Source organism: Acinetobacter sp. P8-3-8, from assembly GCF_000214135.1.
Classification (GTDB): domain Bacteria; phylum Pseudomonadota; class Gammaproteobacteria; order Pseudomonadales; family Moraxellaceae; genus Acinetobacter.
On the sequence record NZ_AFIE01000010.1, the window covers coordinates 53,016 to 66,562 of the forward strand.

A 13,547-nucleotide genomic window follows, 5' to 3' on the forward strand; every position below is an offset into this window, starting at 1 on the left:
TGATCGCATTTTATGCAATAGATAAACAGGGCGTATAACGCTCAGTTAAATAAAGAGACCAAGTCTAAAAAAGTTCATTTTTAATTCTTTCTAAAACTAAAAGGTTAAAGAGAGATGAATATTAAAAATGAAAATATAGATGAAATTCCCCATTCAATAGTTGTTAATTGTGTTTTTAAACTTAAAGAAAGACCTATCCTTTCAATCAAGAAAAGATACCCTGTAGCCTTATCATTAAATTAGTTCAGAGCATTTGGATAATAAATCACTAAAAATAAGTAATTTTGAATTTATGTTAATATTAAAATAAACTTAATAATTAAATTATGAAAATGTTGTTTTAAATATAAAATGAGTTTTATTTTATAAAATATGTTACATATTCTATAAATCATTGTTACTTATGTTTTTAATTAAAATTATTGAATAATTTTTCTAATTTCTTTTAAATATACCCAATATTGGTTATTGTTTTATTCATGGTTTTAAATTAACAATAATAGGAAGTAAGGAAGGAGTGGAATACATGTTTTCTGTAGACTATCAATTACCATTACCTACTCATACATTAGAAGACGAACATAAAATGGATGAACGCTTTAATAATATTTTTAACATGGATTGCAAATTAAGGTTACCTGTTCTTGTTTTAGAAGACGATCCAGTTATTCAAGAGCGCATGTATAAAATATTAGTCAGGTTTGGTTATAAAGATGAGGACTTAAACTTTACTCAAACGATTAAGGGGGCGGAGGAGATTTATGAAAAGAAGCATACAGCGTTGGTTTTGGTTGATTTAGGATTGCCTGATGGTAATGGTATCGACTTTATTTCCTATATGCGTGAATTCAAAAATGACAATGAAACACCGATTATGGTTGTTTCTGCATGGAACTCGGTAGAAACGATATTAAAAGCACTTTCTGCTGGTGCTTCAGGGTATGTTTTAAAAGAACGTGATGATTTTGAACTGATTTTTGCAATTCGTAGTTTGTTGCGTGGCGGGGTAATCATCGATCCTTTTGTTGCAAGTCAAATTTTAAAAAGTATGCATCATACGGATGATGTAGTTAAATCATCTTGCTCACAACACAAAGTAGAAAGCAATTTGTCAGTCAGAGAGTTGGAAATATTGGTTTTAGTTGCTGCTGGAAATAGTAGCCGAGAAATTTCTGAAACACTGAGTATTTCTAAATTTACTGTAGATTGTCATATTAAAAATATCTATCACAAACTATCGGTAAACTCGAGAACAAAGGCAATTAATGCAGCCAAGAAAATTGGATTAATTGATTAATATTATTCAATTTTATACGTATTTTGACTTTGGTTGTGGTTTAAAATTTATTAGTGCTTATACAGATAGGGTGTAGCTAAGCAAAAGATAGATTTAGACGTTTTAACTTGATCAGATATCTAGCCATTTCAATTTTAAACCAGATTGAAATGGCTAATTTTGGGGTTTGGTAGTTGTATTTATAGTTGGTTTTTAATTTTTTAAATGGGTTCTAAAAAGTGATCAATAAATAAATTTGAAATGAGTAATTGTCATTAAATAATTTTATTGAAAATTAAAAAAAGTTATAATCATACTTTTGTTGGTTAATTGGATTTAAAACAAAGAATAAAATAAATTATGTCTATTTTCTTTGATATAAAATGCTATTTTTTTGATTATAAATGTCACTCCTTTTTATAAGATGTATTCTATTTACATTTTATGATAATCGTTTATTTAAACATATGTTGGATTTAATATAGGCATTGGTATTATTTTAAAATATAAATAATATAAACATTTGTTGGATTAAATATCAGATATTGCATGCTATGAATTTGAATAATTGAATTAAACTAAATAGGGGGGAGTTTTTATTAAAGTATTTATGCTTATTATTTGATGATTTAAAAGGCTTGCAAACAAAGTTTACAAGGGGCTGATTTTTAACCAGCTTAAAAAATAGAAGGCTCGTAATGAGCCTTTATAAAAACGTTCGTTATTCATACAGGATTTACAGGATTCATATAGCTAAGCACAGAAATTGACTTTAATGCTTCGAACCCAAAAAACAAACTAATGATTTATTAGCGTTATTGCTTGAATTATAGAGCAGATAGGTTAGATCATCATCAAACAATAAGCCTGTAATTAGCGAATTTGAGCTTCATCTAAATGGCGTGAACCTTCAAGAAGCATGCGGATCATAATCATGGTTTGTTCAGCCACTGCTTTACGTTCTTTAATCGGTAAATCAATGACCTTTGCACCCATGTTAAAAACCAATTGAGTAATGGCTTTGGCAACTAAATCAGGATGCGCTAATTTACTATTATTGATACGTTCTAAACGAATGAGATCTTCTTGCAGCTCTTGTTGGAAATAGTTCAATTGCTTATCTACAGCAAGTTTGTATTGGATTGAACCTGTATAACCTTCACGTAATAAAAGGCTGAGATTGCCTTCATCTGCATCTAATTGTTCAATAAACACTTCAACTGAACTGCGAATAATACTGCTTTGCTTAATCGCTTTAATCCGTGCTTGATGCAAAATACGACGTAACACACCACCAGACAGTTCAATTAATTCAATCGCTAATTCATCAATGTCTTTGAAATGTCGATAAAAGCTATTCGGAGCAATACCTGCTTCACGAGCAACTTCTCTCAAGCTCAATGACGAGATGCTTTTTTGTGGACCAATTAAGTTCAGTGCAGCTTGGAATAATTCTTCTTTAGTAATCGTTGCCTTTCTGCCAACAGTACGCACAGATACTTTCTCAAGCTCATGATACTGCTCTTGAAGTGTAGATGGATCCTGAGGAATTGCAGAAGTCTGATTCATAAATATCAAATAAATTAAATTATTTAACCATTATAGCGTTTGAAGTCACATAAATGAAACGCCCAGATACAATACAAACGTATATACAAATATATATACATGTGTATAATAATTAAAATTTAGACAAATGGTGAGCTCAAATGCACGCTATTGAAAAGCAAAAATCTCCTGTAAATTCGATGTTTGACATTGTTTTAGGTCAAGATAATGTAAATTTCTGGCTACAAAAAATAAATCCATTATGGTCTGTTCAGCAGGCTTTAGGAAAAATTGTTCAAAAGCAACAATCTGCTGCGGATACTGTCAGCTTAACGATTCAAGTCAATCGTCATTTTAAAATGGGGCTCGCAGGGCAACACCATCCTGTGATTATTGAAATAAAAGGCGTTCGTTACGAAAGAACCTATAGCTTGACGAAACTTGATGCACAACATGTACTTCTCACTGTCAAAAAAGTAGATCAAGGTATCGTCAGCCAATGGTTGAACGACAAAGCAGAAATGGGCGACGTGATTGAGTTCGGCTTACCTTATGGCGAAATGCTACTTCCGCAAAACGCACAAATGCTGATTCTTTTGGCGGCAGGCAGTGGAATTACACCGATGTATAGCCTAATCAAGCAACTTGCAGCGAAGGGGCAATTGAGTCAACAAGCTGTACATTTAATGTATTGGGTCAAAAAGCATGAAGATGTAGCGTTTAAGCAAGAATTTGATCACTGGAATGCGCAATTTTCACAATTCAAATTTGAAGTGTTTTATACGCAGGAACAACAAGCAGATTCAAGATTGAATGATGCCCATATTCACAATATTGAGAATCTTCAAAAAAGTACGGTTTATGTCTGTGGTCCTTCAGGCTTTGTGACTACGGCTGAAGCGTTGTTTGAAAATGTGCAAGATTTTAAAAGTGAAGCTTTTAGTCTAACGCCAATCATCACTGATGATACGGGTTTTATCAATGTTACCCTGACTCAGTCGAATAAAGTGGTTGCGATTCCAAAAGGGCAATCGATTTTAGCAGGGCTAGAACAGCAAAACATTAAACCGCAACATGGTTGTCGTATGGGAATTTGCAACAAATGTGCGTGTAACAAAGCGCAGGGTGCAACAAAGAATCTCGTCAATGGCTCAGAGAATTCAGAACCAAATAATTTGCTCAGAATCTGCGTCAACACAGCTCAAACTGATTTAGTTATCGATATTTAAGCGAGTTTTATCATGAATATGCCAGTTAAAATTCAATATTTTACCAATCCTAAAAATCGTGAATTAACACAATTTGAATTGGATGAATTAGCACGTGAGTTGGATGCAATTAAACAAGAAGTACTTGATGATATTGGTGAGAAAGATGCCAAATATATCAAGAAGGTTTATGCAGCGATTCGTTATAGCAGTATTTTAGGGCGAGCTTGTTTATTTGCAGGTTGGTTCCCGCCAGCGTGGTTATTGGGTACAGGGCTGCTCGGTTTTGCCAAAATCATGGAAAACATGGAGTTGGGTCATAATGTCATGCATGGACAATACGACTGGATGAATGATCCACGTTTTAAAGGGACGACCTACGAATGGGATACCGTTGGGACTTCAGACAACTGGCGTCAGACACATAACTATAAACATCATACTTATACCAATATTAAAGGTATGGATGACGATATCGGTTATGGTTTACTCCGTTTGTTCCCTGAACAAAGATGGAAGCCTGGTTATTTACTGCAACCGCTTTATAGCATTCCTTTCTGTTTATTGTTCCAGTGGGGCGTTGCTATTCAGAATCTTGAAATTGGTAAGCTCATTTATAAGAGAAAGACTTGGGCGCAATTTAAACAAGATTGGAAGCCAACACAGAAAAAAATTGGTCAGCAATTTTTGAAAGATTATTTATTCTTCCCGCTCATTGCAGGGCCAGCAGCACTGCCTGTATTTACGGGAAATTTAGTGGCGAATGGTATTCGGAATATTTGGACATTCAGTATTATCTTCTGCGGACACTTTACCAAAGACGTTGAAGTATTTCCAAAATCTGTATTACAAAATGAAAGCCGTGGTCACTGGTATATGCGTCAGATCCGTGGTTCTTCTAACTTAACGGGTTCAGAAGCATTCCATATTTTGACAGGGCATTTGAGTCATCAAATTGAGCACCATTTGTTCCCAGAAGTTCCTGCACGTCGTTACCGTAAAATGGCACCGAAGGTCGAAGCAGTATGTAAAAAGTATGGCATAAATTATAACAATGCGAGTTTGTTTAAGCAGTACGGTCAAGTCCTTGGACGTATTGTGAAATATGCTTTTCCGTTTAAGAAATAGTTTTGATTTAAGCATTTCTTCAAAAAACCACTTTCGAGTGGTTTTTTATCGTTTAAATTGCATTGAAATTATTCACAGATTCAGAATATTGGCACTTAACTATTGGTACAGTTTAATTATCAATGTATGAATAAATCATAGCCCATACGACCAATTAAAAAGATCAATAAAATCAAAAAGAAAATACGAATGAAGCCACTTCCATATTTTATAGCCAATGCTGTTCCTGCAAATGAACCCAAGACATTACATACGGCTAAAATGATACCAGCCATCCAAAGAATATGACCAGAAGGAATAAAGAAGAACATCGCCGAGATATTGGTGGCGACATTGACCAATTTGGCTGATGCAGAAGCATTTAAAAAATCAAAGGCAAAGACTTTAACAAATAGAAAGAGTAAAAAACTTCCAGTTCCCGGGCCGAAGATTCCATCATAGAAACCAATCAACGCACCGAAAAATAAGCCTAAAGCGATTTCCTTTTTACCGGTTTGTAATACGGTATGAATTTGACCTAAATCTTTTTTAGCGAAGGTATAAATGGCGATAATGATTAATAAGAAAAATACAACGTAGCGCATCAATTCTTTTGGAATAAGCGAAACCGACATTGCTCCAAAGAAAGAAAATATAAATGCAGCGAGCATTGTTGGTAATATTAATTTCCAATTGATAGTGACTTTCTCATAGTAAGCAAATGCTGAAGAAACTGTACCTGCCATCGCTATGATTTTATTGGTTCCAAAAATCGTTGCTAAGCTTTGCTTTGGAAATGCATGCATCAGTGCAGGTAGTTGGACTAAACCACCACCGCCAACCGCAGCATCAATGAGTCCTGCACAAAAAGCAAAAAAACCAAGGCTGAGCAGTATTGTTTGGTATTCCATTACTGAATTTTCTATAGCGTTATTTTAAGAGAACCATCATAGAAGATATTCAAATAAAAGTAATTAAAAAAAGCCCTAATCTCAAGTTGTGAGATTAGGGCTTTGGTTATTTAAAAGGCGATGAGTAAGTATTTTAAATAATGGGCTTAAAAATCAACAGAAGTTTGTAGATAGAAGGTACGTGGTTGACCTATATACTTACCACCTGTTGAGTCCGAAGAGCGGGTAAAGTATTGAGTATCAAATAGGTTTTTAATTCCACCCGCAACTTTTAAACCATAAAAATCTTTACCAAAATTATAGCCAGTACGAACAGCAAAAGTTGAATAACCCGGAATATCGCCGATACGACCATCTACAGTTTCTTCAGTTTGATAAACGTCGCCAGAACCCGGTGCATGCTGTTTAGATTGCGCAAACATGTCAGCATTGACTGACCATTTATTTACCGTATAACCCATACCTAAATTTGCAACATGACGTGAGTAATAAGGTAAATCTTTACCATCAAATTTACCTGCTTCAGAGACTGCTTTGGTAAAGGTATAATTGCTATAAGCTTTTAGACCTTTTAACGAATCTGACAATGAACCAAAGTCATAGCTCAAACCTGCTTCAACACCTTTATGACTGGTTGCACCTAGATTGGTCCAGATGCCTGTACCAATATTGTCAGGACGTTCTAGTAAAAGTTCTTTGTCAAAATCTAGGTAAAATACAGTCAATTCAGCATTTAGACCATTACCTAAGTATTTGGTTCCAATTTCGTAGTTATTTGATTTTTCAGGGTGTAAACCATCCAGTGTTGTCACCGCAGTATTTTTACTGTTTATAGTTCGTGTCGTCACAAGCTGGTTATACTGCTGTGGACCGAATGATACGCCTGCATTTGCAAATACATTCCATTGGTCGTTGAAAGCATATTGTATTGCGATATTCGGTAGAAATTCGTCAGATTTAATCTTTGGATGCACAGTGTTATTGGCAATACCACCTTGATATGCTGTGAAATCATTGTGTGTTTCAATCGATTCAAAACGTACACCTGGTGTAATGGTCCATGCACCTATGCCAAAACGGTTATCTATATAGACTGCATGTGCTTTTGTTCCACCATCACTGGTGGTATTCGGTACACGAGTTCCAGGTGTGCCTGTCAGCGTATTATACGGTGCTGTACGACCAGAAAACTCAGAACTGTCTTCTTCCAAATAGCGATAGCCCACGGTTACTTCATTATTCATTTTGCCCCATGTATAAGCTCTTGAATAACGAGGTTCGATACCAAAGTATTTATAGTCACGTGGTGAGTTACTGATACGGCTATTAGGCGTATTTTCAATTGCAGACTCAAGGTCACTGGTACGGAAAGAGTCTACATAATAGCCTAAGACTTCAAAATTATTGACGTCATCTTTATGGCTATATTTCACTGAAATGTCAGAACGGCGACCTGCAAAATAGTTACGTGTTTGGTTCGATTGATAAGGATTTTCAGCATATTGCGCGGCTGTTAAACCTTCAGGCATTTCACCACGACCTTCATAATGATGCAGATTTACTGCAACTTGATCATGGTCAGTAAATTGATACGATGTTTTTAGCATCACATCATCAATATCAATTTTATTATTGGCTTCTCGGTAACCATCACCTTTGGTGCCTGAGTAAAGTAGGGCAAGACCCAAACCATTCTCCATTGTTCCACCAATGAACAGATTTGGACTGTATTTGATTTGATCTGTGCCAGTTGCAAATTCAGTCGTTAAACCAACAGAACCCGAAAAATATTCAGGAATAGCACGTGTTGTAAAGTTGATAATACCACCGACGTTTTGTGGCCCAAAGCGGACAGAACCTGCACCACGAACGACATCAACAGACTCAATATTGCCCATAGAAAGGGGAGCCATAGACAATTGTGGCTGACCATAAGGGGCAAAAGATAATGGTACGCCATCCATTAATACGGTTGAACGAGGAGATAAACGTGAAGTTAAACCACGAACCCCCAAGTTTAAAGATACATCACTACCGCCTGTACCATTACTATCTTGAACTTGAACACCTGGAACTTGTTTTAATGCATCACGGATAGAAGTAACTGCAGAGGCATCCATTTTTTTACGATCGATAATGGTTCGTGCACCTGCATGATTATGGACTTTTTCTGCATTGGCATTTTCTAGCCAGTTTCCTTTAGCTTGAACAACAATCGGAGCAAGGGTCTGCGTTTGAGTATTGTCTTCATTTTCTGCATAGCTTACTGACGTAACAGAGAGAAAAGATAATCCAATCGCATAGCTAAGCGTGGATGGCTTGAACTTTAAGCTTTGTAACATGAGCGTCCTTGAAAATTCTATAAGAATATGTGCAATTTGAATTGAGCGTATCTTAATCTGTTGTTATGTAAATTTAAATAATGACGATTATCATTTATAACTATTGTCTTGTTTAGATGAGTTGAATTTCCGATACAAAATGATTATTTCTGCAATTCATAATCAAAATAAATAAAAAACCGTGCAGGAGCACGGTTTTTAAAAGTATTGAGGGTTTAAGCGTATGGATTTAATCCACTAATTATTTAAGTTGAATAGAACCGTTGGCATTCACAGTGACTTTTGATTCTCCAGCAGCTACATCTTGAGGTGGCGCTGCTGCAACATCCGCAAATTTTGCCATACTTGCTCGCATCATTACGGGTTGTGGGTAAGAGTTACTGGTATTTAAGTTCAAGTTTACTAGGTTATAGCCAGTTTTATTCCAAGCTTGAGTGATGATTTGAGCACGTTGTTGAAAGCTTTTAGATGCTTCAACCATCAATTCATTTTCAACTTTCTTGCGCTGTTCATCAGAGACTGAGAAATTAATCGATTGCGTTTGGAAGTTTTGTTGCAACTCGCTAATTAACTGACTTGCTGCTTTAAAGTCTTTACTTTCGATTTGGACTTCGGCACGTCCACGCCATTCTTTCAATTTCTGATTGTCATTGTCATACACTGGATAAGTGGTTTGTGAGCCAGTTTCAACTTTGACTTGTGGATATTTTTTAGCAATCGCCATTGCTTGATTCATCAATTGAGCAATTTGTGATGAAAGCTCAGCGGGTTGTTTGTTGGTTTTTTCAATAAAAAGTACAGCGTGCATTTCATCATTAGATACTTGACGTGTTGCTTCCGCTTGTACATTGACAATATTGTAATTTAAAGGCTCATTTTCAGCTGCAATAGTCATAGTGCTTAATGTCGTTCCTAAAAGTAGGGTAGTTAAAGCTAAATAACGCATGGCGAATCCTTAAAAAGTGTGTGTCAAATTTTTTGGCTATTTGACTAAAAGTTATATTAAATGACTTTGAATGTGTTTTTGATATTAAGCATAACTTGCGGATTACTTTGGCATAATTTGTGGTGTAATTGTAATAATTTACGTATGATTTGCAACTTGAATTAATTTTAAATGGTCTATAAATCAGCTTCTTAGAAGAAAAACGAAACCCAGTAAGTTGAAACAATATACGAATTTTAAAGAATCAATATAAATATCGGGTTTTCTTTGCTTTGTCACATAGTATGATGATAATGACTATTTAGAATTTGCTGAATGTTTTTTTCGATAAATGGAATAGAGATAAGTGCATAAAAGATATTTATTTTGTCGTAAAAAACTGTATCATTCCGCTCCTAGTTATGAATACATAAAGCACTCTAACTAGATTCTATAAAGCACCGAGTCAAAAGACCGCAAGTCACCCGACTTATTTCTTTCAACCCATATCAGAGATGGTAATTCGATATGAGCGTTACTTCTGTAAATCCTGCTGCCACTTCCACAAACGAATACTACTTGACTCGCCAAAGTCAGATGGAATCGAATGTTCGTAGTTATCCACGTAAATTACCGTTAGCGATAGCGGAAGCACATGGTTGTTGGGTTACCGATGTTGAAGGTACAAAATACCTCGATTGTTTAGCTGGGGCAGGAACATTGGCTTTAGGTCATAATCATCCTGCGGTAATTAAAAGTATTCAGGACACTTTAGCGAGTGGTCTGCCTTTACATACTTTAGATTTAACAACGCCTTTAAAAGATGCTTTTACTGAAGCACTTCTTGAACAGCTTCCGGGTGGTCAAGAAGAGTATTGCTTACAGTTCTGTGGCCCATCTGGTGCAGATGGTACAGAAGCAGCAATTAAATTGGCAAAGACTTATACAGGTCGTAGCACAGTCATCAGTTTTTCTGGTGGCTATCATGGGATGACTCATGGTGCACTGGCAATGACAGGTAACTTATCTGCTAAAAATGCGGTAAATGGCTTAATGCCAGGCGTACAATTTATGCCGTATCCGCATGAATATCGCTGCCCACTTGGGCTTGGCGGTGAAGCAGGTGTAGATGCTTTAACGTATTTCTTCGAAAACTTTATTGAAGATGTTGAAAGCGGTGTAACTAAGCCAGCAGCTGTTATTCTTGAAGCAATTCAAGGTGAAGGCGGTGTGGTGACTGCGCCAACAAAATGGTTACAAAAAATCCGTGAAGTGACTGAGCGTCATAACATTGTCTTGATTCTTGATGAAGTTCAAGCTGGTTTTGCACGTTCAGGTAAAATGTTTGCCTTTGAACATGCAGGTATTGAACCTGATGTTGTAGTCATGTCAAAAGCAGTAGGTGGTAGTTTACCATTGGCTGTGTTAGCCATTAAACGTAAGTTTGATGCATGGCAACCAGCAGGTCATACGGGTACTTTCCGTGGTAACCAATTGGCTATGGGTACTGGTCTTGCGACAATCAAAACCATTAAAGAACAAGATCTTGCGAAAAATGCGCAAGAACGTGGTGATTTCTTACAAGCTGAATTGAAAAAAATGGCTGCTGAATTTCCATGTATTGGCAATGTTCGTGGTCGTGGTTTGATGATTGGCGTTGAAATCGTCGATGAGCGTAAACCAGCAGATCATATGGGTTCATTACCTGCAGATTCACAATTAGCTGCAGCAATTCAAACGGCTTGTTTTAATAACAAATTGTTGCTTGAGAAAGGTGGTCGTAGCGGTACAGTGATTCGTTTACTTTGCCCATTGATCATCACTCAAGAAGAATGTGTTGAAGCACTTGCTCGCTTTAAGAAAGCAGTTGCTGAAGCGCTTGTCGCAGTTCGAGGCGCATAAGTTATGGTAGATTTTGCAGAACACCGTAAAGCGTTACTCTGCAATGATGCTCAATCTATTGCTGACTATGAGTCAGCAATGGGTGAGGCGACCAAAGCGGTCGCAGCATGGTTGCAAAACGATAAAATGTACACTGGCGGAAGCATCAAAGATCTTCGCAGTTCAATCGCATTTAATCCTTCAAAAGAAGGTTTAGGTGTACATAAAGCATTGGAACGTATGGTTGAGCTTTTCTTAAATAAAAGCTTAAAAGTACATCATCCGCATTCTTTAGCACATTTGCATTGCCCAACGATGGTGACCAGTCAAATTGCTGAAGTGTTGATCAATGCAACTAACCAGTCGATGGATTCATGGGATCAAAGTCCTGCGGGTTCTTTGATGGAAGTTCAGTTGATTGACTGGCTACGTCAAAAAGTCGGTTATGGCGCAGGTCAAGCAGGCGTGTTCACTTCAGGTGGAACACAGTCAAACTTGATGGGCGTTTTACTGGCGCGTGATGCATGCATTTCTAAAAACTGGAAAGACGAAAACGGCAATCCATGGTCTGTACAGCGTGATGGTATCCCTGCGGATGCGATGCGCAATGTCAAAGTCATTTGTTCTGAAAATGCACATTTCTCTGTGCAAAAGAACATGGCAATGATGGGTATGGGCTTCCAATCTGTTGTGACTGTTCCAGTGAACGAAAACGCACAGATGGATGCAGATGCATTAGAAAAAACCATGGCTCATCTTCAAGCAGAAGGTAAGATCGTGGCGTGTGTTGTTGCAACAGCTGGTACAACCGATGCAGGTGCAATTGACCCACTGAAAAAAATTCGTGAAATCACCAATAAATATGGCGCGTGGATGCATATCGATGCGGCATGGGGTGGGGCACTGATTCTTTCTAATGATTATCGTTCAATGCTCGATGGTATCGAATTGTCAGATTCTGTGACACTTGACTTCCATAAGCATTATTTCCAAACGATTTCATGTGGTGCATTCTTGTTGAAAGATGAAGCGAACTATCGTTTCATGCATTATGAAGCTGAGTATTTAAATTCTGCTTATGATGAAGAACATGGCGTTCCTAACTTAGTATCGAAGTCATTACAAACAACTCGTCGTTTTGATGCGTTGAAATTGTGGATGACAGTAGAATCACTTGGTGAAGAATTATACGGTTCAATGATCGATCATGGTGTTGATTTAACACGTGATGTTGCAGCATATATCAATGCAACAGAAGGCTTAGAAATGCTGGTTGATCCGCAATTCGCTTCGGTATTGTTCCGTGTTGTTCCAGCAGGCTATCCAGTTGAATTACTTGATACTTTAAACCAAAACGTTGCAGATGAATTATTTGCACGTGGTGAAGCCAATATTGGTGTAACTAAAGTCGGTAATGTTCAATCATTGAAAATGACCACTTTAAGCCCAGTTGCAACTTTAGAAAATGTTCAGAGTCTGTTGAATCTTGTTTTAGCAGAAGCTGACCGTATTAAAGATGCGATTGCTGATGGTACATATACTCCTGCAATTGATTAATATCGATGCTGTTGTAAAAAGGAGATCTAATGATCTCCTTTTTATGTTTGCTGATTTGGTAAGCGTATGGATAGGTTTTTAAATTACATCCTATTTGGCTTTAAATGGGCTGTATGCGGTTGAAAAGTTGATGTATAGATTAGTTGTAATAATCATTTAACATTTTACTAAAGCTTAAGAAAAATGAACTCAGTATGATCAGTGCCATAGAGAAACTGCTGCAAAAGAAAATAATTTTTTGATAATTCTGCCTGCAACTATTCATTAAAGGTAAATGATAGACATGATACATTGAACGTAGAGTTTGCATGGTGAGAATGAATAGTGAAATAAAACTAAAGCTAATCAAAAGATTCTGCATCAAAAAAGATTGGCTGATATGTGATAATAAAATGTAAATAATCAGACTGCTCATACTGATGACAAAGGTGATCATACTGGTTGATGCGACCATTTTAAGAAAGGTTTCATGCCATTCTTGACGATTTAATATTTTCATTCACCATTACTCTTTTTTTCTATTTTAATCGAATTTTGCTCAAAAATTAACGAGAGTACGACTTATGTTGTCGTTCATTTGGATGAATGAAAAATCAATATGTGTGACATGAAAATGAATTATTACATTTGGATTCACAGTATTAGAAAAAAATAAAAATATATTACGTTCTATTACGTATTGAATTTAAAAGATTTTTAATTAAAACAATTCTGGAATATCAATTATCATAAAAGCGTCATAAAGCTGTAACTTCTTTGTCATATTTTAAAATCAAAATGCAGTTATCCGAA

General features: G+C 36.3%; 9 protein-coding genes. 5 read left to right on the forward strand and 4 right to left on the reverse strand.

Going from position 1 to position 13,547, the window contains the following annotated elements; genetic code table 11:
* Nucleotides 1–526 precede the first annotated feature (526 nt).
* On the forward strand, nt 527–1,297 hold the full coding sequence (locus GGG_RS0106680) for a response regulator (RefSeq protein WP_010113281.1): 771 nt from the start codon (nt 527–529) through the stop codon (nt 1,295–1,297).
* 852 nt (nt 1,298–2,149) lie between these two features.
* Here GGG_RS0106680 and fabR read toward each other — a convergent pair.
* Nucleotides 2,150–2,845: an HTH-type transcriptional repressor FabR gene (gene fabR, locus GGG_RS0106685; RefSeq protein ID WP_010113283.1), complete on the reverse strand. Its 696-nt coding sequence runs from the start codon at nt 2,843–2,845 to the stop codon at nt 2,150–2,152.
* Nucleotides 2,846–2,985: 140 nt separating this feature from the next.
* Between fabR and GGG_RS0106690 the strand changes: the two genes are divergently transcribed.
* Both GGG_RS0106690 and GGG_RS0106695 read left to right on the forward strand, forming a co-directional pair.
* Nucleotides 2,986–4,053, forward strand: a complete 1,068-nt coding sequence (locus GGG_RS0106690; protein ID WP_010113285.1) for a ferredoxin reductase — start codon at nt 2,986–2,988, stop codon at nt 4,051–4,053.
* Nucleotides 4,054–4,065: 12 nt separating this feature from the next.
* Nucleotides 4,066–5,160, forward strand: coding sequence for an acyl-CoA desaturase (locus tag GGG_RS0106695; RefSeq protein ID WP_010113287.1), 1,095 nt, complete (start codon nt 4,066–4,068; stop codon nt 5,158–5,160).
* Between the two features lie 119 nt (nt 5,161–5,279).
* Here the strand turns inward: GGG_RS0106695 and GGG_RS0106700 are convergent, their stop codons facing one another.
* The 3 genes from GGG_RS0106700 to GGG_RS0106710 form a co-directional block, all read right to left on the reverse strand.
* A complete protein-coding gene (locus GGG_RS0106700) occupies nt 5,280–6,050 on the reverse strand; it encodes a TSUP family transporter (protein WP_010113288.1) in 771 nt (256 codons plus the stop codon).
* Nucleotides 6,051–6,196: 146 nt separating this feature from the next.
* Nucleotides 6,197–8,392, reverse strand: coding sequence for a TonB-dependent siderophore receptor (locus GGG_RS0106705; protein ID WP_010113290.1), 2,196 nt, complete (start codon nt 8,390–8,392; stop codon nt 6,197–6,199).
* A 241-nt stretch (nt 8,393–8,633) separates the two neighbouring features.
* Complete coding sequence (locus GGG_RS0106710) at nt 8,634–9,338, reverse strand: SIMPL domain-containing protein (protein WP_010113292.1); 705 nt, start codon at nt 9,336–9,338, stop codon at nt 8,634–8,636.
* Between the two features lie 507 nt (nt 9,339–9,845).
* On the opposite strand from GGG_RS0106710, the gene GGG_RS0106715 reads away from it, so the two are divergent.
* Complete coding sequence (locus GGG_RS0106715) at nt 9,846–11,219, forward strand: diaminobutyrate--2-oxoglutarate transaminase (protein WP_010113294.1); 1,374 nt, start codon at nt 9,846–9,848, stop codon at nt 11,217–11,219.
* Nucleotides 11,220–11,222: 3 nt separating this feature from the next.
* Nucleotides 11,223–12,755 carry an aspartate aminotransferase family protein gene (locus GGG_RS0106720; protein ID WP_010113296.1) on the forward strand — a complete coding sequence of 511 codons (1,533 nt, stop codon included), beginning with the start codon at nt 11,223–11,225 and terminating at the stop codon, nt 12,753–12,755.
* Nucleotides 12,756–13,547: the final 792 nt, after the last annotated feature.